The organism is Bdellovibrionales bacterium, from assembly GCA_019750295.1.
Taxonomy (GTDB): domain Bacteria; phylum Bdellovibrionota; class Bdellovibrionia; order Bdellovibrionales; family JAGQZY01; genus JAIEOS01.
The window spans coordinates 24,309-50,406 of record JAIEOS010000004.1; the positions used below are offsets into that span (position 1 = coordinate 24,309).

The following is a 26,098-nucleotide window of genomic DNA, read 5'->3' on the forward strand; positions in this document are numbered from 1 at the left end:
AGTGCTCTCACGAGAACTCCCGAAACCCGAAAAACGAAAGCGCAAAAGAGAAATCTTTAGCATTCTGGCGCTCACGTTTTTATTCATCATTATCGCGTGGTTTGAGTTCCGAGTCTTTTTCACCAGTAAAGACCTTCCTTTTGAGTACTCCATTTTCTTCTTTGGACTGGTGAACTTTAACCTCGTTCTTTTACTTTGGTTATTCTTCCTTATTTTTCGAAATCTCTTTAAGGCGTTTATTGAGCAGAAGCGCGGCGTGGGGGGCAGTTCGCTCCGATCGCGGCTTATTCTTAGCTTTTTTGTTTTCTCTTCGGTTCCAACGCTTCTGATGTTTGTCGTCTCAGTGATTTATATCAACACCAGTTTCGATAAGTGGTTTAGCGAAAAGATGACAGATGTGATGAAGGGGGCCTTGGAAGTCACCACCCATTTCTATGCGGACAGCAAAAAGAAAAACTTCTACGCCGCCCACATGATCGCCCAGAAGGTTCAATATGCAGGAACCAATCAAGACATTCTTTACGTACTTCGTCAGCAGCAGCAGATCTATAATCTAGATTCGGTGGAGTACTATGATGATTTGGTCGATGAACGGCTTTTAGTGATGTCGGGCGACCAGGCCTTTCCCGAAGTTCCCCGAGCCTCCATTGAGTTTTTAGAAAAAGGCATCAAGCAAAATGCCGAGGCCAGCACGGTCCACGAATACACTCGTGGAAACCTGATTCGCGCGATGGTTCCTGTAAAGGGTCGACGGGCCGTTGTCATTGCGTCTTCCTACGTTCCGCTGTCGCTGATCTCCAACATGAATACGATTGGGTCGGTCTATGAGGATATCAAAGGGGATCGAAGCCCAATTCAGAATAATCTAAGATCGATATTTATCATCATTCTCATATTAATGACCCTGGTCATTTTGTTTTGTTCCTCTTGGTTTGGATTCTATATGGCCCAGCATCTCTCAAAGGCTCTATCCGAGCTAGGCAAAGCGACCAAAAGAGTGGCCCAAGGAAACTACGAGCGTGTGGAAGTGAATTTTGGCGAAACGGAAGTGATAGACCTGGCGAAAAACTTTAATGCCATGGTCGCGCAGCTGGAGTCCTCACAGATCGAGATCAACCAGGCCACCACCAGCTTGCAGCAAACCCTGGCGCGCTTGGATGAACGTAGTCGATATATCGAAGTGGTGCTCTCTAACGTGAGTACGGCGGTGATTTCACTGGATGCCGACGATAATATCACAACCATCAATGAGCGAGCTTCGAGATTATTTAAACTCAAAGTGAAAGACTATTTGGGGCGGGCGCTCAAAGACGTCATCGGCGAGACCTACTATCGACTTTATCGTCAGCTTTTTAGCAGTATGTCTCGGTACGAATTGAGCAAGATGACTCGTCAGATGGACTTTGAGATCAACGGCTTAGAGTTCCCCGCCCTGTTTACAATTTCCAAGTTGACCGATGATAAGGGGGAGGAAGTGGGCAAAGTCCTGAGTATCGATGACCTCACGGATGTCCTTAAGTCGCAAAAAGTTGAGGCCTGGAAAGAAGTGGCGCGAAGAATCGCTCACGAAATTAAGAATCCGCTGACTCCCATCAAGCTTTCAGCGCAACGGCTGCAAAAAAAGTTTGGCCACCAGATTAATGACGAAGCTTTTAAGGCCTGTATTGACATGATTATCCAGCAGACCGACGAGATGAAGAATCTGGTGAATGCTTTTGCGGATTACGCCCGGATGCCGGTGGTCAATCGCGAACTCAACGATATGAATGAGCTCATTAATCAGGTTACGGTCTTTTACAAAGAGGCTTACAAAAAAATTCACTTTGAGATTCAGCCCGACGCCCAGTTGCTCAGCTTCTTCTTTGATAAAGAGCAGGTGAAGAGAGTCCTGATCAATCTCATCGAAAACGCGACGATGGCTGTTGCCGAAAAAGCCTCGCCGCTCATTGCAATTACTACGATGATGGACCCTGCGAGGCAGATCGTTCAGATTTCCGTCAAAGATAACGGGATCGGCGTCCCTGAGGAGAATTATGCTAAGTTATTTGAACCTTACTTTAGCACGAAACCGTCGGGGTCGGGTTTAGGACTTGCGATTGTCAGTAAAGTTATTGAAGACCATGGTGGCGTGGTGCGCGCTTGTGCTAACGAACCCAATGGATTAAATATTATTATCGAGCTGCCTTATAAACTCACCATGAGCGAGAAAGAAAAAAATGTATAATGAATCTAGCGAACAAAAGATTTTAATTATCGACGACGAACAACCGATTCGTGAGGTGCTAAGCGCCTCCCTAAGTGATGAAGGGTATATTGTAGAAACAGCCAAAGACGGTGAAGATGGCGTCGCTAAAATTCAATCCTTTAAGCCGGACGTCGCCTTACTTGATGTCTGGATGCCAGGGAAGTACGATGGAATCGGCGTCCTTAAAATCGCTCGCGAGAAATTTCCAAATGTGGACTTCATCGTGATGTCGGGCCACGGAACCATTGAGACCGCAGTGCAGGCGGTAAAGTTGGGAGCGTGGGATTTTATCGAAAAACCCATTTCTTTTGATAAAATCTCGATTCTTCTTAAAAATATTTTATCGTTTCAAAAAGAACGCTCTGAAAAGAAAAATCTCCTCTACAAATTGCGAGAAAATATTGCCATTGTAGGTAACAGTAACGAGCTCAAACAACTGAAGCAATTGGTTGTAAAACTAGCGCCTTCGGCTCACTGGGTTTTAGTAGAGGGTGAGCGAGGTACGGGCAAAGAGTTAGTCGCTAATAATATTCACTATCTGAGTCCTCGGGCGAGTTATTCATTTGTGGATGTTAAATGCGCGCAGGTTCCAGAGGATCTCATCGAAGGTGAGCTATTCGGTTACGAAGAGGGCACACTGGTCGGAACGAATGAAGAACGTCGCGGCCGTTTTGATTTAGCTCACCGAGGCACTTTATTTTTCGACGATATCGATGCTCTTGATCTTTCGATTCAAGACAAAATTTATCGCTATTTGCAGTCCGGAAAGATTCAACGCAAGGACGGATCGCACAACATCGAACTCGATGTGCGAGTGATCGCCGGCACCACTAAAAACTTAAGTAAAGAGGTCGCTGAGGGGCGCTTCCACGCCGATCTCTATGCCCGATTGAATCTCGTCCCCCTCAAATTGACTCCACTGCGCTCGCGCAAGACGGATATCGAATCCCTCCTTAACTATTATAGTTCTAAGTTTGCTTCATCGAGTGGATATGAGCTTAAAAAGTGGACCGCTCCGGCTTTGGAACTCTTAATGAGTTACGAGTGGCCCGGGAACGTAAAGGAACTCAAAAATTTTATCGAACGAATTTATATTCTGACTCCGGAAGAGACCATCGATGTGCATGATATCAAGTTCGCTGGACTTCAAGGAATGTCATCCTCGGCTTACAACGAAATCGGAAATTTCCGAGATGCTCGGGCCCAATTCGAAAAAGAATATATCCTTGCTAAAATTAGCGAATATAACGGGAATATCAGTAAAACGGCTGAGGCCATTGGGCTTGAGCGCAGTTATCTTCATCGAAAAATAAAATCTTTTGGCATCGAGATCGAATAGTCAGCGTCTAAATTTTGTTCAAACCTGTAAAATCCACAAACTTTCTAGAGTTAGTGGATATTTACCCTTGAAGCTGGCAAATTTTCGATATCTTCCAAAGGACAAAATAATGAAGGTTATCGCATTTTTGACTCTGATTCTCCTATCGCTTTCCGTATCGGCAAAGTCTGACGAAACCATTTTAGAATATAGTTTTGGAAATGCCGGCCAAGGCAGCCGATTTGCGGTGAAAGCCGACGGAACTGTGGAACATGTGGAGCGCGTGAAGGATGTGGACTCAGTGATCCCCTCGGGAAATATCGAAAAGAGCGACCTGATTGTGCTCAAGGATTACATCGCTAAGGCCATGGTGGCATCTTCAGAATCTCGAACCTGTCTGTATCGCGACAACGGAGCTTACGGAACATTTAAAGTTTATCGCGAGGGAGAGAGTTCGGTCATCCGCTCTATGACCTCGTTTGGTCCTAAACATTGCATGGCCACGATCAATCAGTCAGATGCGGCAAAAGCCTTGGAATTCTTTGTAAATCTTTTTGTTAAAACTCAACTTCCGGCGCTTTAAGTATGATGCTCAAAATTCTCTTCATTGGATTTGCATTTTCTTTTTTTGGAGCTACGACCCAGGCCGACGACAATACCATCTCCGATTACGCGCAGGTGATTTACGATTGCGACACCTCGGGGATGCTTCTTGCGAAATTTACCCACGGAATTATTTTTTTTGAGATTGCCTACCGAGATGACGGTCCACCCCTCGGTCGATTTAATATTTACGTCAAATCCCTCGATCAGGTAAAGACCTGCGAGGATGCTCGTCGCGCGTTCGACGGGCTTCTTCAACTTTGGCAATCGGTGGGTGTGGATTTTCAGAAAGAGTATATTGAATCTGCTGACGGTCAGTTTCAGCTAGATCGTCTTTCGAAAAGGCTAAAGTCTCAGCTCCGTCGTTAATAGGCTAGGCCTTAAGGGCTTTTTTAAGATCGGCACGTACACTCTCAGGCACATATTTTTGAATGGCCTTTTCCCAGCCCTCAGGGCCCACTAGCCCCTTAGCCATGCTTGAACTTACCTGAGCGAGATCATTCGGTGGGATGAGATAAACCGTTTCCACTCGTGGAGCGATTTCTCGATTCACCTGGTTCATCATCAATTCATAATCGAAATCTTTGTTACTGCGAATTCCGCGGACCAAGTATCCTATTTTGGACTCTTCCGCATATTTCACTAGAAATTTATTATTAATGACTTCGATGCGGATTTTTTTGTAGAGGCGATGATTTTTAAGAGCCTCTTCAATATGTTTTTTTCGCTGTTTGACTGAAAACATATATTTCTTGCTCGGATTCTCACCGATGGCGACCACGAGCTCGTCAAATAGTTCGGCCCCCTTCTTGATCACCCAGAGGTGGCCTAATGTGAGAGGATCGAAGCTTCCGGCATAAATCGCTTTTTTGATGGTGTTGCTCATATCTTCAAAACATCCCCCACACCTAGTTTTCAGTCAACCCGGTTCCGGCAGGATTCCGCTGAATCTTCCCGGTTTCGGGGAGAGTTCGAGCAGTTTTTCTCAGCGAAAACGGCAGTTTGAAAGCCTTGCCCCCTATCCATTTTCCATGTAGTTTTAATTCATATGAAATGGTCAAAAACTTTCCAGTTTACTACTAAAGATGCGCCCAGTGACGCCGAGATTATCAGCCATCAGCTCTTAATGAGAGCTGGGTTTATGAAAAAGGTCGCCCCAGGTATTTTCACATATTCCGTTTTTGGATTACGAGCGATTCGTAAGCTCGAAAACATCATCCGCGAGGAGTTGGCGCGTATTTCTTGCCAAGAAATACTGATGCCGATGGTCCAGCCCCGAACTCTGTGGGACGAGTCCGGTCGTTGGCCGCACATGGGAGAGCTTCTTAAGTTTAAAAATAAGAACGATCATGATTTCTGTTTGGGGGCGACGCACGAGGAAGTGGTCAGCGATTACGTCCGTAAAGATTTGCGCAGCTATCGAGATCTCCCGATTAGCCTTTATCAAATCCAAACGAAATACCGCGACGAGATTCGCCCCCGGTTTGGGCTTATGCGCGGCCGTGAATTCTTAATGAAAGATGCTTACACTTTTGATGAGACCAAAGAGCAAGCCCTCGAAAGTTACGAAAAAATGCGGGGTGCTTATCATCGCATCTTCGAGCGTTTAGGTTTAGAGTTTCGCGCCGTCGAAGCGGATACAGGCGCTATCGGTGGAAATCTTTCTCACGAGTTTCAGGTGTTGGCCGAATCGGGGATGGATAAGCTGATGACCTGCGAATCCTGTAATTATGCATCGAACGAAGAGATCACTCCGATTGTAACTTCGGCATCAACAAATAACGAGTCTGAGCTACCTCTCGAGAAATTTGCCACTCCTGGAATGAAGAAAATCTCGACCCTATCGAAGGGTTTAAATATTCCAGAGAATGAGTTAGTGAAAACATTTTTTGTTAAATTCGTTCACGGTGGCGATGTGCAGTTTATGGCCGTTTTATGCCCCGGGGATCGCGAAGTGAATTTGATTAAGGTCAAAAAGGTCGTCGGAGAAACTGTAGAGCCGATCTTGGCCACGGACGAAGAAGTTTTCCAGGTTTCAAAAGCTCATCCCGGAAGTTGTGGTCCCGTCGGGCTCACTATTCCGGTGGTTCTCGACAGCGCCTTAACTCATCGCAAGAATTTTATCGTCGGTGCGAACCAGGATGGCTTTCACTACAAAAACACGTGCATCGGGCGCGATTTTAAAGCCGCGTTCACCGGTGACGTCGGCCTGGCCGTCTCGGGAGATACGTGCCCGAACTGCGGCAACAAACTCAAATCTGTGCGCGGCAGTGAAGTCGGCCACATTTTTTATCTCGGGAAGAAGTACGCCGAGCCCATGGGAGTCAAATTTCTCGATCAAGCGGGGAATACTCAAATCACAGAAATGGGTTGCTACGGAATCGGTGTGACACGCACGGTACAGGCCGCTATTGAGCAGTCTCACGACAAAGATGGCATCATCTGGCCGGCGAGCATTGCGCCCTTTGTGGTGCATTTCTGTTTGTTAGATAAGGACGAAGACATTCTAAGCACCGTTGATCAGCTCACTCAGATCTTGGACGACAACCATATCGATTATTTTATTGACGATCGGGACGAGCGGCCCGGGGTGAAATTTAAAGATGCGGACCTTTTGGGTTCTCCACTACGGGTGACCATGGGTAAGAAAACTCAACAGGCGGGATCCGTGGAGTTTGCTATTCGTAAAACCAAAGAGCAAAAAATGATTCCCATCGAGCAGGCCGGTGCATTTATGGTCGAAACTTGTCGGAATTTTTTTAAACCTAGCTCCCAGACAAAGAAGTCCTTATGAGAAAACAATCTTCCGAACAATTGAGATGGGTTGTCGGCGATCACGCGTGCGCGGAAGCGCTCCGAGTGTTCCCTCAGGATGTGCGCGAGGTTTGTTTTATCAATACCGATCAAGCCGAAAAAGCTCCTTGGAGCGACTTGCTCAAAAAATTTAAAGGGAAACCGCAGGCTCGAGGAGCCAAATTTTTTAATAGTCTCACTGATTTTGGCCACCAGGGCGTGGCGGTGTCGGTGGCGGCCACTCCCGAATGGAATACCGAGCGCGAAGGCACGTCCTCATTTGTATTGCTCGACGGCGTCGAAGATCCGCACAATTTGGGTGCGATTATCCGAACGTCGTGGCTGATGGGCGTTAATGGTGTGGGAATTACGGAGCACCGGTCCACAAAAGTCACCCCGGCCGCAAGCAAAGTGGCGTCAGGCGGTTGCGAGCATGTCCCCGTGCAAGAAATTCATTTTGTGAATTTTCTCGAAGACGTTAAAAAGCAAGGCTATTGGGTTTACGGGTTCTCCGAAAAGGGAACGAAGACTCTATATCAAACAGAATTTGCGGAGAAATCCATTTTTGTCTTCGGGAGCGAAGAAAAGGGAATTCGCAGCACCGTTTTGTCGGCCTGTGACGAAGTTTTAAGCATTCCGCAAACCTCTGCTGATGCGAGCTACAATGTCTCTGTTTCGGTCGGTGTAGCGTTGGGTGAGTTTCAGCGGCAGCAGCGTTGGTCCAAGAAATCAAAATAACTTCGTGGACTTGATTGAAAGTTTGTTGACTCACTTCACGAAGTTCCGTAAATCCTGCTGTCTAAAGTTAGCAAAGTCTTTTTTGCATACGCGCTGAATTAGCTCAATTGGTAGAGCAACTGATTTGTAATCAGTAGGTTGGGGGTTCGAGTCCCTCATTCAGCACCATCATTAAAGATTCCCGAGCGGAGGGATACCCAAGTGGCCAAAGGGGACAGACTGTAAATCTGTTGGCGTATGCCTTCGAAGGTTCGAATCCTTCTCTCTCCACCAATTTTGTCGTCCCGAGCGTATGCGAAGGATCTCAAAACCGGGAAATTTGCAGAAACTCGACAGAACATTACGGTTTATTGCGGTCACTAACATCTAGCGGCATTACGGCGTTTTTCGCCTTTCTGTTGCTTAAAGTCGTATTCCGAAATAAAAAAACGGATGTTTTAAAAATTTTTTTGAGCGGGAGTAGCTCAATTGGCTAGAGTATCAGCCTTCCAAGCTGAGGGTTGCGGGTTCGAGACCCGTCTCCCGCTCCACTTTGCCGGCGCTTTATAGGCCGATGTGGCTCAGTGGTAGAGCGCGCCCTTGGTAAGGGCGAGATCGAGAGTTCGATTCTCTCCATCGGCACCACACCTTCAAGTGGTGACGGCGAGAGGCCCTAACGCTGGCTTAGAATTTTTTTGTAACGGATTTGATAATTAACAAGCTCTTATAGGAGGCGATAGACATGTCAAAAGAGAAGTTTAATAGAAGTAAACCTCACGTCAATATCGGTACCATTGGTCACGTTGATCACGGTAAAACATCATTGACTGCGGCGATCACAAAAGTTCTTGCTGAAGCAGGCGGAGCTACAGCTCTTGCTTACGATCAGATCGATAAAGCACCAGAAGAAAAAGCTCGTGGTATTACGATCTCTACTTCTCACGTTGAGTACGAGACAAAAAATCGTCACTACGCTCACGTGGATTGCCCAGGACACGCGGATTATGTGAAAAACATGATCACGGGTGCCGCTCAGATGGATGGAGCCATTCTTGTGGTTTCAGCGGCTGACGGACCTATGCCTCAAACTCGTGAACACATCCTTCTTGCTCGTCAAGTTGGTGTTCCTCAGATCGTTGTTTTCATGAACAAAGTGGATCTCGTGGATGACAAAGAATTACTAGAGCTAGTTGAAGTTGAAATTCGCGATCTTTTGAACAAGTACGAATTCGACGGCGACAAAATCCCAGTTGTACCAGGTTCTGCAAAAGCAGCTCTTGATGGCGACAAAGGTGAACTCGGTTACCAAGCTATTCTTAAATTGATGGAGCAAGTGGATGCATTCATCCCTGAGCCTCCTCGTCCTATCGACAAGCCTTTCCTTATGCCTGTGGAAGACGTGTTCTCGATCTCTGGTCGTGGAACTGTTGTTACTGGTCGCGTAGAGCGCGGTAAGGTAAAAGTGGGCGAAGATATCGAAATCGTGGGTATCCGTCCTACTGTGAAAACGACTGTGACTGGAATCGAAATGTTCCGTAAACTTCTTGATGAAGGTATGGCCGGCGACAACTGCGGTTGCTTACTTCGCGGTACTAAGAAAGAAGAAGTTGAGCGCGGACAAGTTCTTGCGGCTCCTGGAACAATCAAGCCTCACAAGAAATTCAAGTGCGAAGCGTACATCCTCACTAAAGAGGAAGGCGGACGTCACACTCCTTTCTTCACAAACTACCGTCCTCAGTTTTACTTCCGTACAACTGACGTTACCGGTGTTTGCTCATTGAAAGAAGGAACTGAGATGGTCATGCCTGGCGATCGCGTTGAGTTGACTGTTGAACTCATCGTGCCTGTAGCGATGGACAAAGAATTACGCTTCGCGATTCGCGAGGGCGGTAAGACTGTCGGCGCCGGTGTTGTTATCGACGTTCTTCCAGATTAATTTAGACTTTGATGTGCGGAGGATGATGACCTCCGCATTCGTTTTTAGGCGCGTGACGAAAGTGACGTGCCGAAGAGCCAAGAGATTGGTTCGTGCATAGGGCAGTGGCTCAATTGGTAGAGTAATCGACTCCAAATCGATTGGTTGGGGGTTCGAGTCCCTCCTGCCCTGCCATTTGTTTTTTGGTGCGTGACCTTGAGGTCTTGCACGTGAAAACTGAGAAACAGTGAGAGTTATGGAAAAAAGTTATAATAAGGTTATCACGATTAGTTTTGTTATTGGGGCGTTGCTTGCGGCATACGTCACTAAAACAATCATCGGTGTTTTATCCAACACTTGGGGAACGTTCGCACGGATCTCTAACGAAACTTGGGTTCAGCACGGATTACCGATCGGTGTAGGTGCTATTTTCTTTTTCGTGATGGTTTTAAATCCTAAGATTCGGACTTGGGCGGCAGACGTTACACTAGAAATCAGTAAGATCGTATGGCCCTCCATCAAGGATACTCGTTCTTTAACTATCGTTGTTTGTATTATCATTTTCGTGGCGGCTCTGATCTTGTCGATTTTCGACGTAGTTTCGGGCAATGTGATAGATTTTATTTTAGATTTATAATTTAGGGTTAAATAGGTGTAACGTGTCAGCAGATAAAAAATGGTACATTGTCAACGTCCAGACCAGCTGTGAGGCCATTGCTAAAACAGCCATTCAAGAAAGAATAAACGCATTAAACATGCAGGATTCTTTTGGTGAAATTTTGATTCCCGCTGAAAACGTTGTCGAGCTCGTTAAGGGCAAAAAAGCGACTCGCGCTAAAAAGTTTTTCCCTGGCTACATCTTTGTTCAAATGAACATGAACGAAAAAAACTGGCACTTGGTAAAGAGTGCTGCAAAGGTGACTGGATTCATTGGGGGCGATAAGCCTAAACCAGTTCCTGATTCCGAAGTTCTTAAAGTCACTCAGCAAATGGTTCAAGGCGCTGAGAAGCCTAAGGCCAAAGCGACATTCTCTGTCGGTGATTCTGTGATGGTTGTGGACGGTCCGTTCAGCAACTTTAACGGAACAGTTGAAGAGATTAATGACGAAAAAGCCAAGGTTAAAGTCTCTGTGAGCATTTTCGGCCGTCCGACGCCGGTAGAGCTCGACTTTATCCAAGTCGAAAAGAACTAAATTTAAAGAAAAATATGTTAAAAATTCGTCCTGCCGTTACATCCGACGTAGCGACCATACTTTTATTTATTCGCGAGCTCGCGGAATTTGAGAAGCTTCTCCACGAGGTTCAAGCCGATGAGTCTCAACTTCGTCGCACATTGTTCGAAGAGAATAACGGTGTAGAGGTGATTATCGCCGAATTCGACGGACAGCCCGCAGGTTATGCCTTGTTTTTTAAGAGCTACTCGACATTTTTAGCCAAACCAGGGATTTATCTCGAGGACCTGTACGTGCGACCTCAGTTTCGCAGCCGAGGGATCGGCGAAGCTCTTCTCAAATATCTAGCGAATCTCTGTTTGGAGAGAAGTTACGGCCGTCTGGAATGGGCGGTATTGGATTGGAACGAAGGCGCCATCAAGTTTTATAGAAGAGTCGGTGCCATCGGTATGGACGGGTGGACCACACAGAGAATGGATGAAGCTGCTCTCCGTAAATTTATAAAGTGAGATCAGGCTTAACGAGAAAAAAGCTGAAGACAACTTCCGTAGGCGCCTGAGGTGTTCGGGCGAGTCGCCGCACGTTGGAGTTCGCTGAGACCTAACTTCCTTAGGATCAAGCTATTAGAAGCAAGTGTTACACTTCCTAAGGCTTTTCGTTCGAGTGAAGTTTTATATATCGTCGCCATCCCCAAAGCGCGAATGGCCGGGATCACGGTAAGACCGATCTCCGGAAAGCCAAAAACAGTAGCGACCGCGCCTGCCATTTCCACGACGTGGATCCCTATTTGTGCGCCCCAGGCTTTGTAGTTGGGGCCAGAGCGAAAGCAACCGATCAATGGAAGTTTCTGATGGATGGCTTCGCGAATTTCTCCACGCACACTTTCGGCTTCCGTCATATGAATCATAAAATCAAACATCAATCCCACATCGATGGAGAAACCTCCTCGAGCTTTGGATTGTTTGTCGTAATAAAAATTCATATAACCCGTGTTTTTACTAAAATCGACCCCGATATCTATAGATAAGCTTCGTCCAATGATATAACCGTAATTTCCGAGAGTGGTATTCCAGATCACGCCCCCCACGAGAGTGATTCCCACCCCCGAAGACTTCGCGATTCCGACCGAGTTACTCCACATGTTGTTCACTAAACTCGTGATCGTCGCTTCGACATAAGCCTTAGATTTCTCCGACATATTTTCGGGCACACGATCAAAGCGAAGTTCAGTTTCTTGGGTGTTGAGTTCCAGAGGAGAATTGGCCGCCTCTGAGGGAGTCGTCACAGTTTCGGCATGGGACGAAAGGTTTTTGATCGCATGGACGGCCGTCATTACCTTATCTTTTGTCCAACGAATGGAGCTTCCCACCCCTTTTTTCGCCACGCCCGCAGCGAGCTTTTCGACCAAGAATTTACGTTTAAAATAGAATGACGCTTTTTCCTCAGGAGTGAGCGCCTGGAAGGCCTCAAGCTCAACAGGATCGGAGGGCAGTAGGGGAAGAGTGATCTCGATTCCACCCATTAAAACCACGCGATTCAAATCCACAGTTTCTGGCTGAGCCTGTCCCAAAGACGAAAAGCCCAAAACCAAACAAAAGAAATAGATTCGAACAACCCACATACGTAAAAATCCTTCCACAAAATACTAATTCCCCCCAATCCCAAAAACAACGCCACGCCCCAAGCCTGTAATATTTCCCAATATATTCGACGAAAAATAAAACGACCCCAATCCAGCACCACTGACCCACGGTCACATATTGCCGCTCATTTTTTCGTAGTTTTTTCTGAGATTTCGAAGGGTTCCGAGGACCTCCCGTTAGCGTGAAGCGCTCGCTGGGACTCCTGCCCAGCGAAACGGGCGAGGGCAGGAGCCCGCGTCCGAGGAACCCTTCGAAATCTCAGAAAAAACTACGAAAAAACGTAGCCAATAAGCTTGCACCACTAAGTCAAGTGGTCTATATACTGCAGGTTCTACATTATTATTTAAGGAGCTCCAGGCCATGGCAAAAAAAGTAACCGGAATGGTCAAGTTACAAATCCCTGCAGGAAAAGCAAACCCAGCACCTCCAGTAGGTCCCGCACTGGGACAACATGGTGTTAACATCATGGAATTCTGCAAACAGTTTAACGCTCGTACTGCAAAAGAAGGCGATACGGTTATTCCTGTTTTAATTACGATTTATCAAGATCGTTCATTCACATTTATCACCAAGACGCCACCGGTTTCGATCTTGATTAAAAAAGCAATCAAGCTCACGAGTGGATCAAAAATGCCTCAGAAGGATAAAGTCGGCAAAATCAAAATGGCTGATATCAAAAAAATCGCTGAGCAAAAACTTCCAGATTTGAACTGTCTCGAAGTTCAAAGCGCCGTCAATCAAGTCATCGGGACTTGTAAGAGCATGGGCGTAGAAGTTATCGATTAAATTTTGTTATTTTAAGAACAGGGATAAAAAATGGCAGCAGGAAAAAGATATAAGAATGCGAAAAAAGAAGTCGAAGCCGGCAAGAAGTATACTGTCGATGCGGCTTTCGAACTATTGATGAAAACCTCAACTGCAAAATTCGATGAGACCATCGAAGCAGCTTTTCAACTTGGTGTTGACCCAAAACAGGGTGACCAGCAAGTTCGTGGCGCTGTTGCGGTACCCAACGGTATCGGTAAAACAGTTCGCGTTGTGGTGTTCGCCAAAGGCCCTAAAGAAAAAGAAGCCAGAGATGCCGGTGCCGACTTTGTTGGATCCGATGATCTCGTTGAAAAAATCAACGGTGGTTGGATGGAATTCGATAAAGCGATTGCCACTCCAGACATGATGGCGACGGTTTCTAAAGTGGCAAAGGTTTTAGGGCCTCGTGGCCTTATGCCTAACCCTAAAGTAGGAACAGTAACGATGAACGTCGGTGAAGCTGTTTCTTCTGAAAAGAAGGGTAAATTGAGTTTTAGAATTGATAAGGCTGGCATCGTGCACGCGGGAATTGGCAAAAAATCTATGGGCGCTCAAAAGCTAAAAGAGAATTTTATGTCTCTGCTTGGAGCTGTTCTAAAAGCTAAACCTGCTACGAGCAAAGGTGTGTATCTTAAGAAGATCGCTGTGTCCTCCACAATGGGCCCCGGCGTGACCATGGATATGCAACAAGCTCAGGGCTTACTCGCTCAACCTTAATCTATAAAAGTTTATAAAAATCGCGCGGTCGATGAAATTAGGTGCGATCTCTTTTAAGGAGATCGTTTAAACCAGCGGGTGAAATCGCAGGGCCTATGGAGACGGTAAAAGCTTTTTTCGTAAGAAGCCTCCGTAAAACAACTGATCGCAGAAATCCAGCTCGGCGTTATTAAACACGGCCAAGCTAGAAGGAGGAAAAGAATGTTAACTACACGCGCCCAAAAGGACGAAGAAATCTCGTCACTTTCAGATAAAATGGGACGCGCTAAGGCTACATTTGTTGTCGACTACAAAGGCATGAATGTGGAGCAAGTGACAAACGTCAGAAAAAAACTGACGGCACTTCAGTGTGAAGTGAAAGTTGTCAGAAACACCCTCGCAATCCGAGCCCTTAAAAACCACCCCAAAAGTGAGACTGCTATCGCTAATGAGTTGGTGGGTACGAACGCTTTCGTTTTCGTATACGAAGACATCAGTGCTTCTGCCAAGGCTCTTTCGCAATTGAGCGACGAGATCGAGAATCTCAAGCTCAAGACGGGTGTTATGGAAGGCGAAAAGCTTGATAAAGCAAAGATCAAGTATCTTTCGACTCTTCCATCCAAAGATGCTCTACGTGGTCAGTTACTGAGTGTGATGAACGCACCAGCGACACAAATGGTACGCCTCATGAGCGCGGCACCAAGAAGTTTCTTGAACGTAATGAATGCAAAAAAAGATAAAGGTTAATTTTTAATTTAATTTAAATAAATATTCGGAGGCTAAAATGGCTTTAAGTAAAAATGATGTAATCGATTTTCTATCTAACATGTCTGTCCTTGAAATCGCGGGTCTTGTAAAAGAACTCGAAGAAAAATGGGGCGTTTCAGCTGCTGCACCTGTTGCAATGGTTGCTGGTGGCGGCGGAGCTCCTGCAGCTGCTGCTGAAGAAAAGACTGAGTTCGACGTGATGTTAATGGATGGCGGCGCTCAAAAAATTAACGTGATCAAAGAAGTTCGTACTCTTACAGGTCTTGGCCTTAAAGAAGCGAAGGATCTCGTTGAAGGAGCTCCTAAAGCTGTTAAGACCGGCGTAACTAAAGAAGAAGCTGCTAAAATGAAAGAAGTTTTAGAAAAAGCGGGCGCTAAAGTAGAAGTGAAATAATTGCTCCGCGCAGTTTCTACGCACATCGCGTTAAGTATTAGTTAGTATTAGTTGTTCTAGGGGTTGTTTGCCCCTAGAATTTTGCATTGGTCAACACACCACTCTTATTGACAAGGAGACGGAATGGCTACCACTCCGATTACTGCTTCAAATATTCGAATTCGCAAAACTTTTGCAAAAAACAAAGTCGCGATCGAAATCCCCAATCTGATTGAACTACAAAAAAAATCTTACGAGAGTTTTCTTCTCAAAGACACAGATCCAGACAAACGAAATAGTGATGGATTAAACGGTGTTTTCAAGTCGGTCTTTCCAATCAGCGACTTTAACAACACTGCAAGTCTTGAGTTCGTGAGCTATGTACTTGAGCCCTCAAAATACGACGTTGATGAATGTCGCCAAAGAGGAATGACGTATGCAGCTCCCATCAAGGTCACTCTTCGCTTGATCGTCTTCGAAGTCGAAGAGGAAACAGGCGCACGCAGTATTACTGCGGTGAAAGAGCAAGAGGTTTACCTCGGCGAAATCCCATTGATGACAAAGAGCGGATCTTTCATCATCAACGGAACAGAGCGAGTTGTCGTGAGTCAGCTCCATCGTTCTCCAGGTATCTTCTTTGATGATGACGGTGGTAAAAACAGCACCTCGGGCAAAATTCTTTTCTCGGCTCGCGTGATCCCATACCGTGGATCTTGGCTCGATTTCGAATTCGATCAAAAAGATTTGATCTACGTTCGTATCGATCGTCGTCGTAAATTCCCGGCGACCATCGTCCTTAAAGCCCTCGGTTATAACGACGAGCAACTCTTAGATTATTTCTATGACATCGATACTGTTCGCATTACTAAAAAAGGCGATATCTTCCGTGACTTCGACGTTGAAAAAATGTCGGGTCAAAGAGCGCTTTCAGACATCATCGATCCGAAAACGGGTGAAGTGATCGTTAAGGGTGGTCGTCGTATTACTCGCGCAGCCATTAAGCGCGCGAAAGAGCTCGAAATTAAAGAAGTGGCTCTCTCTAAAGAAGATCTGATCGGTAAAGTCGTAGCCAATCCGATCATCGATGATTCCACTGGCGAAATTATCGCGGATGTGAACGCAGAGCTTTCTCTCGACTCAGTTAACCGTATTATCGCTGCCGGCATCCGTGAGATGAACTTGATCTTCTTTGATGGTCTTGCTGTCGGTCCTTACCTTCGCAATACATTGTTGATCGATAAAGTGACCACGATGGAAGAAGCTAAGCTCGAAATCTATAAGCGCTTGCGTCCTGGTGAGCCACCAACGCCAGAAGCGGCTGAAGGTTTCTTTAATCGCTTGTTCTTCGATCCTGAGACTTATGATCTCTCTGAGGTCGGTCGTCTTAAGATCAATCACAGATTCAATATTCCTTTCGAAGAGACTCCGGTTTCTCACCGCACACTCACTCAACGAGACATCATGGAAGTGGTTCGCACTCTCATGGATCTTCGTAACGGTAACGGTAAAGTGGACGATATCGATCACTTAGGTAACCGTCGTGTTCGTTCTGTCGGTGAATTGTTAGAAAACCAATATCGTATCGGTCTTGTCCGTATGGAAAGAGCGATTCGCGAGCGCATGAGTCTTCAAGATGTTGAAACCATGATGCCGCACGATCTGATCAACGCGAAACCTGTAAACGCTGTCGTTAAAGAATTCTTCGGCGCTTCTCAGCTTTCTCAGTTCATGGATCAAACCAACCCACTTTCGGAAATTACGCACAAACGTCGTCTTTCGGCTCTTGGACCGGGCGGTTTAACTCGTGATCGTGCGGGTTTCGAAGTTCGTGACGTACATCCTACGCATTACGGTCGTATTTGCCCGATTGAAACTCCGGAAGGACCAAACATCGGCCTAATTGCTTCACTTGCGACTTACGCTCGAATCAATAACTATGGATTCATCGAGACTCCGTACTTAAAAGTCGACGCGAAGACGGTAAGTAAAGATGTGGTTTATTTATCAGCTCTCGAAGAAGCAGGTCACTACATCGCTCCGGCGACCCGTGAGCCTGTAAAAACTCTGAACGAAAACACAACTGTACGTATCGATGGTGAATACATCGGTATCGATTCCGAAAAAGTATCGTTGATGGACGTTTCGCCAAGCCAGCTCGTATCGATTGCTGCTTCATTGATTCCTTTCCTTGAGCATGATGATGCGAACCGCGCTCTCATGGGATCGAACATGCAACGTCAAGCGGTTCCACTCTTACGATCAAAAGCTCCTCTCGTGGGAACAGGGGTTGAAAAACTCGTGGCTCAAGACTCAGGAACAAGCGTTGTTGTACAAAACGACGGTATCGTTGAGGAAGTGGATGCGGCTCGTATCGTGGTTCGCCGTTTTGCTAAAGCCGGTGAGCTCGGAGCTAACGTCGACATCTACAACCTGACGAAATATCAACGGACGAACCAAAACACATGTTTTAACCAAAAGCCCATCGTTATCACTGGCGACATCGTTAAAAAAGGCGATATCATCGCCGACGGTCCATCGACAGAATACGGTGAATTGGCCCTTGGTCAAAACATCCTGGTCGCGTTCACTCCTTGGATGGGATACAACTTTGAAGATTCGATCTTGATCTCTGAGCGTCTTCTTCGCGAAGATGTTTACACTTCGATTCATATCGAAGAGTTCGAGTGCGTGGCGCGCGATACCAAGCTGGGTAAAGAAGAAATCACTCGTGATATCGCCAATGTGGGCGAGGAAGCCCTCAAAGATCTCGACACGAGCGGTATTATCCGTATTGGTGCGGACGTTCGCCCTGGTTCAATCCTTGTCGGTAAAGTCACTCCTAAAGGTGAGACGCAGCTTTCTCCAGAAGAGAAACTTCTCCGCGCCATCTTCGGTGAAAAAGCCGGCGATGTGAAAGACACCTCTCTCCGTGTGCCATCCGGCGTTTACGGAACAGTGATCGATGCGCAGGTGTATAGCCGCGAAGGTTCTGACCGCGACGAACGTTTACAAATCATTCTCGAAGAAAAACGCAAGAAAATCGAAAAAGATTTCTCAGTCGAGCAGAACGTTATTAAAAACAACGCTCTCGAAGAGCTTAAGAAGATCATCGTTGGTAAGAAAACCACGGGCGCTCTTCTTAACGAAGATGGAACTAAGAAGCTCCTTGATAAAGGTGCGTTGATTACGTCTGAAGATCTCGAAACAGTTCCTTTCGAATTACTTTCTTATATTCCGTTAGATTCGGAACTCGAATTCCAAGTTTCTAAAATTATCGATCGTTCACGCAATCAATTAGAAGCTGTAAAACTCGTGTTCGACGAAAAAACAGACCGCTTAAAGAAGGGGGATGAACTTCCTCCAGGCGTGATCAAGATGGTGAAAGTTTATGTGGCCATCAAACGTCGCCTTCAAGTGGGTGATAAGTTCGCGGGACGTCACGGAAACAAAGGGGTTGTCTCTAAGATCCTACCGGTCGAGAGCATGCCTTATCTCGCTGACGGTACACCTGTGGACATGGTTTTGAACCCACTTGGGGTTCCTTCTCGTATGAACATCGGTCAGATTCTGGAAGTGCATTTAGGTTGGGCGGCGAGAAATCTCGGTGTTCAATTACAAACGCATATCGAAAAGTACAAAGAAGACGATGCTCGTAAAGCTCTCAAAGACGCTTTCGAGAATGATCCAGAAATCTCTAAAAAGATTGATGGAGCCGATGAAGCTTCTTTAAAGAAAATGATCGGCGCTGTCTCTAACGGTGTTCACTTGGCCACTCCAGTATTCGATGGAGCCCGAGAGATTGATGTTAAGCGCTTACTGACTAAAGCCAATGTACCTGACACTGGACAGATGATCCTTCACGATGGTCGTACCGGTGAAAGATTCGAAAATCCGGTCACTGTCGGAATCATGTACATGCTCAAACTGCATCACTTGGTGGAAGAAAAAATTCACGCACGTTCGATCGGTCCATACTCGCTTGTTTCTCAGCAGCCGCTGGGTGGTAAAGCGCAGTTCGGTGGTCAGCGTTTAGGAGAGATGGAAGTGTGGGCGATTGAAGCTTACGGTGCTGCTTACTCACTCCAAGAGTTCCTCACGGTGAAGTCGGATGACGTCGCTGGAAGAACACGTATGTATGAGAGCATTGTTAAGGGTGAGAATGTCCTCGAGCCAGGGTTACCGGAGTCCTTTAACGTTCTCGTTAAAGAATTACAGAGCTTGGGCTTAAACGTAGAACTCGTCGAGTCAGGATTGTTGTCGGATTCCGATAACGAAGAAATGACTGTAGACGAAGATTTCCTAGAGCAATAAGGAGTAGACCTTGAAAGATTTATTAAACTTTTTTGATAAACCCAAAGATCCACTTTCGTTTGATGCCGTAAGAATTTCTTTGGCATCCCCCGAAATGATTCGTTCTTGGTCTCATGGTGAAGTTAAAAAACCAGAAACCATCAACTATAGAACTTTTAAACCGGAGCGCGACGGTCTTTTCTGTGCAAAGATCTTCGGGCCTATTAAAGATTACGAATGCCTCTGCGGTAAGTACAAGCGGATGAAGTATCGCGGCGTTGTCTGCGAAAAGTGCGGCGTCGAAGTCACGCAGAGTAAAGTGCGCCGTGAACGCATGGGACACATTGAATTGTCGTCTCCTGTCGCTCACATTTGGTTCCTTCGCTCGCTTCCAAGCCGTATCGCCAACATGCTTGATCTTTCCCTTAAGGAACTTGAAAAAGTTCTTTATTGCGAAGCTTACATCGTGATCGATCCTATGGAAACGAAGCTTTTAGAAGGACAAGTTCTTTCTGAGGAAGCTTACCAAAATGCATTAGACGAATTTGGACCTAACTTTAAGAGCGGAATGGGCGGCGAAGCCGTTCGTGAAATTCTTCGTAAAGTGGATCCAGAGTATTTGTCTCGTAAACTTCGTATGGATTTGAAAGATGCCAAATCCGACGCTTCGATCAAAAAATTAGTGAAAAGACTTAAAGTTGTAGAGGCTTTTAAAGGCTCTACGAACAAGCCTGAGTGGATGATGCTCGAAGCGCTTCCGGTGATTCCTCCGGATCTTCGCCCTCTCGTTCCTCTCGATGGCGGTCGTTTCGCAACTTCAGATCTTAACGATCTTTATCGTCGCGTGATCAACAGAAACAACCGTTTGAAGCGTCTGCAAGAGCTTAACGCTCCGGACATCATTATCCGTAACGAAAAACGGATGTTGCAAGAAGCAGTTGATGCTCTCTTGGATAACGGTCGTCGCGGAAAGACCTTCACAGGTCCAAACAAACGTCCTCTTCGTTCATTAAGCGATATGCTTAAAGGTAAACAAGGTCGTTTCCGTCAGAATCTCCTCGGTAAACGTGTGGATTACTCCGGTCGTTCTGTGATCGTTGTTGGTCCAAATCTTAAACTTCATCAGTGCGGTATCCCTAAGAAGATGGCCCTCGAGCTGTTTAAGCCATTTATTTATAACAAATTAGAAGAGCGTGGATTTACATCCACGATCAAACAAGCCAAGAAAACTGTAGAAATGGAAACCGTAGAAGTCTGGGATATCCTCGCCGACGTGGTGAAGGAACATCCGGTTCTTCTCAATCGTGCGCCAACTCTTCACAGACTTGGAATTCAGGCTTTCGAACCTGTTCTTCACGAAGGTAAAGCGATTCAACTCCATCCCCTCGTTTGTACTGCGTTTAACGCGGATTTCGATGGAGATCAGATGGCAGTTCACGTTCCACTTTCTGTAGAAGCACAAGTGGAAGCGCGCGTTCTGATGATGTCGACCAACAACATCTTGAGCCCGGCGAACGGAAAACCGATCATCAACCCCACTCAAGATATCGTCTTGGGATTGTACTGGATGACACGTCTTCGCCCTGGTGCCAAAGGGTCTGGTAAAGCTTTCGGTAGCGTTGAAGACGCTCTCCTGGCTTACGAATCAGGAAGCATCGACCTTCAAGCAGCTTGTAAAGTTCGTATTGATGGCAAAACTCGTGAGACCACTGTAGGTCGCGCGATCTTAAGTGCACAAATTCCCAAAGAAGTTCCTTTCGAAAGCGTGAACGTTATCATGACTAAGAAAGAACTCGCGAAGATGATCGATACCTGTTTCCGCTTGGCGGGTGCTAAAGCCACTGCCATCATGGCGGATCGTGTGAAGAATCTTGGATTCGAATATTCGACAAAAGCGGGGATTTCGATCTGTCTTGATGACATGAAAATTCCAGCTTCTAAGGTCGATTTGATCAAAGATTGCGAAAAACAAGTTAAAGAAATTCAAGGTCAGTATGATGAAGGTCTCATTACTGATGGTGAGCGCTACAACAAAGTTGTGGATATCTGGGCTCAGGCTGCGGATCGTCTTGCTAAGCAAATGTTATCTTCTCTTGAGAAGCAAGAATTTGATGTGAACGGCGAGAAAGTCGTCGGTAGCTCCTTCAACTCAATTTACATCATGGCAGACTCTGGAGCGCGGGGATCCGCGGCTCAGTTGAGACAGCTTGCAGGTATGCGTGGTTTGATGGCGAAACCTTCAGGCGAGATCATCGAGACACCGATTACGGCCAACTTCCGTGAAGGTTTATCAGTTCTTCAGTACTTCATTTCGACTCACGGAGCTCGTAAAGGTTTGGCCGATACCGCTCTTAAGACTGCAAACTCAGGATACCTGACTCGCCGTCTCGTCGACGTGGCTCAGGATGTGATTATTTCCGAAAACGATTGCGGAACGACAGATGGTATTACGATCGAAGCGACCATCGAAGCGGGTGAAATTATTCAACCTGTGGGTGAGCGTGTTCTCGGTCGTATTACTCTTGAAGAAGTTCTAGATCCAAACACCGACGCAGTGATCGTTCGTAAGGGACAAGAGATCAACGAAGATCATGTGCTCGCGATTGATAAAGCGGGTGTTGAAAGAGTTAAGATTCGTTCGACTCTCGTTTGTAAAACTCGTCGTGGCGTGTGCGTCGCTTGTTACGGTCGCGATTTATCGCGCGGTAACCTTGTGAACCACGGTGAAACTGTCGGTATTATCGCCGCGCAGTCGATCGGTGAACCTGGAACTCAGTTAACGATGAGAACGTTCCACTTGGGTGGAACAGCATCTCGTTCAGTAGAGCAGTCAGTTTATACTTCTCGTTACGAAGGTACCGTTAAGTTTAACAATGTCGTGTTCGTAGAAAACCGAGATAAGAAGCTTACGATCATGAATCGTAGCGGAACGATGTCTGTCTTCGACGAAAACGGTCGTGAAAGAGAAAAATTTTCTCTCTATTACGGTTCAGTTCTCACCGTTCGTGATGGTCAAAAGATTGAAAAAGGGGCCACATTCGCAGAATGGGATCCTTACTCAAATCCAATCATCGCCGATGTCACTGGTGTTATTAAGTACGAAGATATCGAAGAAGGTGTAACGGTCACGGAACAAGTCGATCCAGTGACAGGTTTCTCGACAAAAGTGATCACCGACAGCAAATCTTCGGGCGGCGCTAAAAAGCCGACAGTTTACATCGTTGATGCTAAAGGCAACTCCCTCAAACAAGTGGGCCGCGATGCCGATGTTCGTTACGTCATTCCTGTGGGCGCTCAGCTTCTCGTGAACGAGGGGCAAGAGATTCACGCCGGTGATATCGTGGCGAAGATCCATAGAGAGACGAGTAAAACAAAAGATATCACTGGGGGTCTTCCTCGAGTGGCCGAATTGTTCGAAGCTCGTAAACCTAAAGAAGCGGCGATCATCTCCGAAATCGACGGTTATGTGGCCTTTGGAAAAGACGTTAAAGGCAAACAGCGCGTGATCGTAACTCCGGATGTGGGTGAGCAGAAAGAATATCTCATTCCTAAAGGGAAACACGTTGCGGTTCGCGAAGGCGAATTTGTAAAAGCCGGTGAACCTTTGATGGACGGTCCAACCAATCCCCACGACATCTTAAAAGTGTTGGGTGAAAAAGCGTTGGCGGCTTATCTTGTGAATGAAATCCAAGAAGTGTACCGCCTCCAAGGGGTGGGTATTAACGATAAGCACATCGAAGTGATTGTTCGTCAGATGTTAAGAAAAGTAACCATCGCCGATTCGGGTGACACACTTTACCTCGCTGGTGAGCAAACAGAGAAGTACGCCTTAGAGGAAGAAAATGATCGCGTCGTGAAAGAGGGCGGGCGCCCAGCGACGAGTGAACCTCTTCTTTTGGGTATTACGAAAGTTTCTTTGAGCACGGACAGCTGGATTTCAGCAGCTTCGTTCCAAGAGACCACGAAAGTACTTACGGAAGCCGCTATTAATTCGAAAACAGACAGCTTAAGAGGTCTAAAAGAGAACATTATTATGGGTCGCTTGATTCCAGCGGGAACAGGGTTAACGGCTTATAAGAAGTGGAAAGTCCAAGTCGAGGAGCCAGCCGTCGCCGGAGCCCCTGGTCTTATACGTCCAACTCAGACCACTCAGCAGAGCTATTAGAAACCACACCGAAAGGCCTTAAAAACCCTTATTGCAGTTAGTTTTTTTGGGGGGAATATAGGCTTGACGGTTTAAAAAAAGGCGGTTAGTTTGACCGCCTTTAAGAGCTAGAGACGCGATTTTGGTCGCGATAATTTTACAGAGGACTTGATGCCTACAATTAACCAGTTAATTCGTAAAGAACGTAAAGATAAACGATATCGTAGTAAATCACCTGCGCTCACAAGCTGCCCCCAACGTCGTGGCGTTTGTACTCGCGTGTATACGACAACACCAAAGAAGCCAAACTCAGCTCTTAGAAAAGTGGCGAAAGTTCGCTTGTCTAACGGATACGAAGTTATCTCTTACATTCCTGGTATCGGTCACAACCTTCAAGAGCACAGTGTGGTCTTGATTCGTGGAGGTCGTGTAAAGGATCTTCCAGGTTGTCGTTATCACATCGTCCGCGGCGTTCTTGATACACAAGGTGTACAAAACCGTCTCAGATCTCGTTCTAAATATGGCACTAAACGTCCTAAGAAAACTTAATCGGTAACGGAGAAAAGTAAATGTCTCGTCGTAAAGGCAGTGTAAAAAGAGAAACAGTTCCAGATCCAATCTTCAATGATACATTGGTGGCTAAATTCGCAAACCGCATCATGTTGAGTGGAAAAAAATCGACCGCATATCGTATGCTTTATTCAGCTCTTGATGAACTCAAAGGCAAAGTAGCAAACGAAGAACCTCTTCAGATTTTCAAAAAAGCTGTAGAAAACGTAAAACCACAACTTGAAGTTCGTTCTCGCCGTGTCGGTGGAGCCACTTACCAAGTTCCTGTGGATGTGCGACCAGCTCGTCGTATCGCTTTAGCTTTAACATGGATTGTAACTTACGCTCGTGAGCGTGGTGAAAAGGAAATGTCACTTCGTCTAGCGAACGAGTTAATGGATGCGTACAATAACCGCGGAAACTCCATTAAGAAAAAAGAAGACGTGCACAGAATGGCAGAAGCCAACCGCGCGTTCTCTCACTACAACTGGTAATATCATTGCTTTGAGAGTTAGAACGTCATTCTGAGCGAAAGCGAAGAATCTCAAAAAAGGGCCGTCATCGAACGGCCTTTTTCATTTGAGCCCCTCTTGCATATGTCATCCCGAGACTCGGTCATCCTGCGAATAGGTCATCCTGAACGCAGCGAAGGATCTCGACAACCCCCAAATTAATCATTATAACCTTAGGTTTTACAGGAATTTAGCATGAGCATCGGTGAACCCAAAAAAGTTGAAGACTTAATCTGGACTCGAAATATCGGGATTATGGCTCATATCGATGCGGGCAAGACGACAACCACCGAGCGTATTCTATTTTACACCGGGAAAAGTCACAAGATCGGTGAGGTTCATGAGGGTAACACCGTCATGGACTGGATGGAGCAAGAGCAAGAGCGCGGGATCACGATCACTGCCGCCGCCACGACCTGTGCTTGGAATAACCATCGCATCAATATTATCGACACTCCCGGACACGTGGATTTCACCATCGAAGTTGAGCGCTCCCTTCGCGTTCTCGACGGAGCTGTCGCGGTTTTCGATGCGGTCAGCGGCGTTGAATCTCAAACAGAAACCGTTTGGCGACAGGCCGATAAATATAAAGTACCGACGATTTGCTTTGTGAATAAAATGGATCGCACCGGTGCGGACTTCAATATGACGATCGAGACCATTCGCGAGCGTCTCAATGCGGTGGCGGCACCGATACAAATGCCCATTGGTAGCGAAGATCAATTTACCGGAATGATCGACTTAGTTCGCGAACAAGCCTTTGTTTGGAGAATCAAAGACGACAAAGGCGATAGTTTTCAAACGACCGAAATTCCCAGCGACTATAAGGAAGAGGCCACAAAGGCGCGCGAGCGCTTGATCGAAATCGTTGCCGATTATGATGATTCTCTCGCGGATAAGTTTCTCTCGGGAGAAACCATCACTCCCGAAATACTAAAAGCATCCATTCGAAAGTGCACACTGGAAAGAAAACTCCACCCCATTCTCTGTGGATCTGCTTTTAAGAATAAAGGGGTGCAACCTCTCCTCGACGCAATTACCGATTATCTCCCAAGCCCTTTGGATCGTGGAGTTGTCGAAGCTAAGTTAGCTCATGATTTAGAGAAGTCTGTGGTTTGTAAGCCTGATTTTAAAGAGCCTACTGCCGCACTCGCATTTAAACTCGCCACTGATGCCTTTGCGGGTAACCTTTGCTATGTGCGAGTTTATTCCGGAGTGATCTCCGCGGGAATGACTCTCACCAATCCTCGAGAGAAGAAGAAAGAACGCGTACAAAAAATCGTAAAGATGCATGCCAACAGCCGCATGGAAGTGAACGAAATCAAAGCCGGTGATATCGGCGCGATTATCGGTCTCAAATTTACGGTGACGGGCGATACTCTCACAGACCCCTCTCGGGAAGTTGTTCTTGAGTCGATCACATTCCCAGAGCCCGTGATTTCTACAGTTGTCGAAGCCAAGTCCTCTGCCGATCAAACAAAAATGCTTGAGGGATTACAGCGACTCGTAAAAGAAGATCCTTCGAGTTTATTAAAGACAGATCCCGATACAGG

21 protein-coding genes and 5 tRNA genes are annotated in these 26,098 nt (G+C 46.3%); 24 read left to right on the forward strand and 2 right to left on the reverse strand.

The genetic code is table 11. From position 1 onward, the window contains the following. Position 1 precedes the first annotated feature (1 nt). The 4 genes from K2Q26_00930 (at position 2) to K2Q26_00945 (ending at position 4,535) form a co-directional block, all read left to right on the forward strand. Positions 2–2,224, forward strand: coding sequence for a PAS domain-containing protein (locus tag K2Q26_00930; GenBank protein ID MBY0314055.1), 2,223 nt, complete (start codon positions 2–4; stop codon positions 2,222–2,224). Next, on the forward strand, positions 2,217–3,584 hold the full coding sequence (locus K2Q26_00935) for a sigma-54 dependent transcriptional regulator (GenBank protein ID MBY0314056.1): 1,368 nt from the start codon (positions 2,217–2,219) through the stop codon (positions 3,582–3,584). The genes K2Q26_00930 and K2Q26_00935 overlap by 8 nt, the downstream gene beginning before the upstream one ends. A 109-nt stretch (positions 3,585–3,693) precedes the next feature. Continuing rightward, positions 3,694–4,146 (forward strand): hypothetical protein, encoded by a 453-nt coding sequence (locus tag K2Q26_00940; GenBank protein ID MBY0314057.1) that lies wholly within the window; start codon positions 3,694–3,696, stop codon positions 4,144–4,146. Between the two features lie 2 nt (positions 4,147–4,148). Next, positions 4,149–4,535 (forward strand): hypothetical protein, encoded by a 387-nt coding sequence (locus tag K2Q26_00945; protein ID MBY0314058.1) that lies wholly within the window; start codon positions 4,149–4,151, stop codon positions 4,533–4,535. A gap of 4 nt (positions 4,536–4,539) precedes the next feature. Here the strand turns inward: K2Q26_00945 and coaD are convergent, their stop codons facing one another. After that, positions 4,540–5,052: a pantetheine-phosphate adenylyltransferase gene (coaD, locus tag K2Q26_00950; GenBank protein ID MBY0314059.1), complete on the reverse strand. Its 513-nt coding sequence runs from the start codon at positions 5,050–5,052 to the stop codon at positions 4,540–4,542. Positions 5,053–5,214: 162 nt separating this feature from the next. Here coaD and K2Q26_00955 point away from each other — a divergent pair, with 162 nt between their 5' ends. The 11 genes from K2Q26_00955 (at position 5,215) to K2Q26_01005 (ending at position 11,272) form a co-directional block, all read left to right on the forward strand. Beyond that, positions 5,215–6,960, forward strand: a complete 1,746-nt coding sequence (locus tag K2Q26_00955) for a proline--tRNA ligase (protein ID MBY0314060.1) — start codon at positions 5,215–5,217, stop codon at positions 6,958–6,960. Further along, positions 6,957–7,697: an RNA methyltransferase gene (locus K2Q26_00960; protein MBY0314061.1), complete on the forward strand. Its 741-nt coding sequence runs from the start codon at positions 6,957–6,959 to the stop codon at positions 7,695–7,697. Before K2Q26_00955 ends, K2Q26_00960 begins: the two co-directional genes overlap by 4 nt. Positions 7,698–7,789: 92 nt before the next feature. Further along, positions 7,790–7,865 (forward strand) — tRNA-Thr (locus K2Q26_00965). A gap of 19 nt (positions 7,866–7,884) precedes the next feature. Continuing rightward, positions 7,885–7,970 (forward strand) — tRNA-Tyr (locus K2Q26_00970). A gap of 180 nt (positions 7,971–8,150) precedes the next feature. After that, a tRNA-Gly gene (locus tag K2Q26_00975) sits at positions 8,151–8,227 on the forward strand. Positions 8,228–8,246: 19 nt separating this feature from the next. Beyond that, a tRNA-Thr gene (locus K2Q26_00980) sits at positions 8,247–8,321 on the forward strand. A 97-nt stretch (positions 8,322–8,418) separates the two neighbouring features. Next, on the forward strand, positions 8,419–9,612 hold the full coding sequence (tuf, locus tag K2Q26_00985) for an elongation factor Tu (protein ID MBY0314062.1): 1,194 nt from the start codon (positions 8,419–8,421) through the stop codon (positions 9,610–9,612). 98 nt (positions 9,613–9,710) lie between these two features. Beyond that, a tRNA-Trp gene (locus K2Q26_00990) sits at positions 9,711–9,786 on the forward strand. 61 nt (positions 9,787–9,847) lie between these two features. Then, positions 9,848–10,228 carry a preprotein translocase subunit SecE gene (secE, locus tag K2Q26_00995; GenBank protein MBY0314063.1) on the forward strand — a complete coding sequence of 127 codons (381 nt, stop codon included), beginning with the start codon at positions 9,848–9,850 and terminating at the stop codon, positions 10,226–10,228. A gap of 22 nt (positions 10,229–10,250) precedes the next feature. After that, positions 10,251–10,784, forward strand: a complete 534-nt coding sequence (gene nusG / locus K2Q26_01000) for a transcription termination/antitermination protein NusG (GenBank protein ID MBY0314064.1) — start codon at positions 10,251–10,253, stop codon at positions 10,782–10,784. Between the two features lie 14 nt (positions 10,785–10,798). After that, entirely contained in the window at positions 10,799–11,272 is a 474-nt protein-coding gene (locus tag K2Q26_01005) for a GNAT family N-acetyltransferase (protein ID MBY0314065.1), read from the forward strand. A gap of 8 nt (positions 11,273–11,280) precedes the next feature. Here K2Q26_01005 and K2Q26_01010 read toward each other — a convergent pair whose 3' ends face one another. Then, positions 11,281–12,402: a hypothetical protein gene (locus tag K2Q26_01010; GenBank protein MBY0314066.1), complete on the reverse strand. Its 1,122-nt coding sequence runs from the start codon at positions 12,400–12,402 to the stop codon at positions 11,281–11,283. 364 nt (positions 12,403–12,766) lie between these two features. On the opposite strand from K2Q26_01010, the gene rplK reads away from it, so the two are divergent. The 9 genes from rplK to K2Q26_01055 form a co-directional block, all read left to right on the forward strand. Then, positions 12,767–13,192 carry a 50S ribosomal protein L11 gene (gene rplK, locus K2Q26_01015; GenBank protein MBY0314067.1) on the forward strand — a complete coding sequence of 142 codons (426 nt, stop codon included), beginning with the start codon at positions 12,767–12,769 and terminating at the stop codon, positions 13,190–13,192. A 30-nt stretch (positions 13,193–13,222) separates the two neighbouring features. Further along, positions 13,223–13,930 carry a 50S ribosomal protein L1 gene (rplA, locus tag K2Q26_01020; GenBank protein MBY0314068.1) on the forward strand — a complete coding sequence of 236 codons (708 nt, stop codon included), beginning with the start codon at positions 13,223–13,225 and terminating at the stop codon, positions 13,928–13,930. 201 nt (positions 13,931–14,131) lie between these two features. Continuing rightward, on the forward strand, positions 14,132–14,656 hold the full coding sequence (gene rplJ, locus K2Q26_01025; GenBank protein MBY0314069.1) for a 50S ribosomal protein L10: 525 nt from the start codon (positions 14,132–14,134) through the stop codon (positions 14,654–14,656). Positions 14,657–14,693: 37 nt separating this feature from the next. After that, positions 14,694–15,071 (forward strand): 50S ribosomal protein L7/L12, encoded by a 378-nt coding sequence (gene rplL / locus K2Q26_01030; protein MBY0314070.1) that lies wholly within the window; start codon positions 14,694–14,696, stop codon positions 15,069–15,071. Positions 15,072–15,194: 123 nt separating this feature from the next. Continuing rightward, positions 15,195–19,361: a DNA-directed RNA polymerase subunit beta gene (gene rpoB, locus K2Q26_01035; protein ID MBY0314071.1), complete on the forward strand. Its 4,167-nt coding sequence runs from the start codon at positions 15,195–15,197 to the stop codon at positions 19,359–19,361. Positions 19,362–19,371: 10 nt separating this feature from the next. Beyond that, on the forward strand, positions 19,372–23,505 hold the full coding sequence (rpoC, locus tag K2Q26_01040) for a DNA-directed RNA polymerase subunit beta' (protein MBY0314072.1): 4,134 nt from the start codon (positions 19,372–19,374) through the stop codon (positions 23,503–23,505). Positions 23,506–23,655: 150 nt separating this feature from the next. Then, entirely contained in the window at positions 23,656–24,033 is a 378-nt protein-coding gene (gene rpsL, locus K2Q26_01045; GenBank protein ID MBY0314073.1) for a 30S ribosomal protein S12, read from the forward strand. Between the two features lie 20 nt (positions 24,034–24,053). Continuing rightward, positions 24,054–24,527 (forward strand): 30S ribosomal protein S7, encoded by a 474-nt coding sequence (gene rpsG / locus K2Q26_01050; protein MBY0314074.1) that lies wholly within the window; start codon positions 24,054–24,056, stop codon positions 24,525–24,527. A 213-nt stretch (positions 24,528–24,740) separates the two neighbouring features. Further along, positions 24,741–26,098, forward strand: a 1,358-nt coding sequence (locus K2Q26_01055) for a GTP-binding protein (GenBank protein MBY0314075.1), incomplete at its 3' end; no start/stop codon positions are given.

Bases quoted from the DNA above. Each gene is read 5' to 3' on its own strand.
- K2Q26_00935 (MBY0314056.1), top strand. From the start codon at position 2,217: ATGTATAATGAATCTAGCGAACAAAAGATTTTAATTATCGACGACGAA.
- rpoB (MBY0314071.1), top strand. From the start codon at position 15,195: ATGGCTACCACTCCGATTACTGCTTCAAATATTCGAATTCGCAAAACT.
- tuf (MBY0314062.1), top strand. From the start codon at position 8,419: ATGTCAAAAGAGAAGTTTAATAGAAGTAAACCTCACGTCAATATCGGT.
- K2Q26_00960 (MBY0314061.1), top strand. From the start codon at position 6,957: ATGAGAAAACAATCTTCCGAACAATTGAGATGGGTTGTCGGCGATCAC.
- K2Q26_00945 (MBY0314058.1), top strand. From the start codon at position 4,149: ATGATGCTCAAAATTCTCTTCATTGGATTTGCATTTTCTTTTTTTGGA.
- secE (MBY0314063.1), top strand. From the start codon at position 9,848: ATGGAAAAAAGTTATAATAAGGTTATCACGATTAGTTTTGTTATTGGG.
- K2Q26_01005 (MBY0314065.1), top strand. From the start codon at position 10,799: ATGTTAAAAATTCGTCCTGCCGTTACATCCGACGTAGCGACCATACTT.
- rplK (MBY0314067.1), top strand. From the start codon at position 12,767: ATGGCAAAAAAAGTAACCGGAATGGTCAAGTTACAAATCCCTGCAGGA.
- rplL (MBY0314070.1), top strand. From the start codon at position 14,694: ATGGCTTTAAGTAAAAATGATGTAATCGATTTTCTATCTAACATGTCT.
- rpsL (MBY0314073.1), top strand. From the start codon at position 23,656: ATGCCTACAATTAACCAGTTAATTCGTAAAGAACGTAAAGATAAACGA.
- coaD (MBY0314059.1), bottom strand. From the start codon at position 5,052: ATGAGCAACACCATCAAAAAAGCGATTTATGCCGGAAGCTTCGATCCT.
- rplA (MBY0314068.1), top strand. From the start codon at position 13,223: ATGGCAGCAGGAAAAAGATATAAGAATGCGAAAAAAGAAGTCGAAGCC.
- K2Q26_00955 (MBY0314060.1), top strand. From the start codon at position 5,215: ATGAAATGGTCAAAAACTTTCCAGTTTACTACTAAAGATGCGCCCAGT.
- rpsG (MBY0314074.1), top strand. From the start codon at position 24,054: ATGTCTCGTCGTAAAGGCAGTGTAAAAAGAGAAACAGTTCCAGATCCA.
- rplJ (MBY0314069.1), top strand. From the start codon at position 14,132: ATGTTAACTACACGCGCCCAAAAGGACGAAGAAATCTCGTCACTTTCA.
- K2Q26_00940 (MBY0314057.1), top strand. From the start codon at position 3,694: ATGAAGGTTATCGCATTTTTGACTCTGATTCTCCTATCGCTTTCCGTA.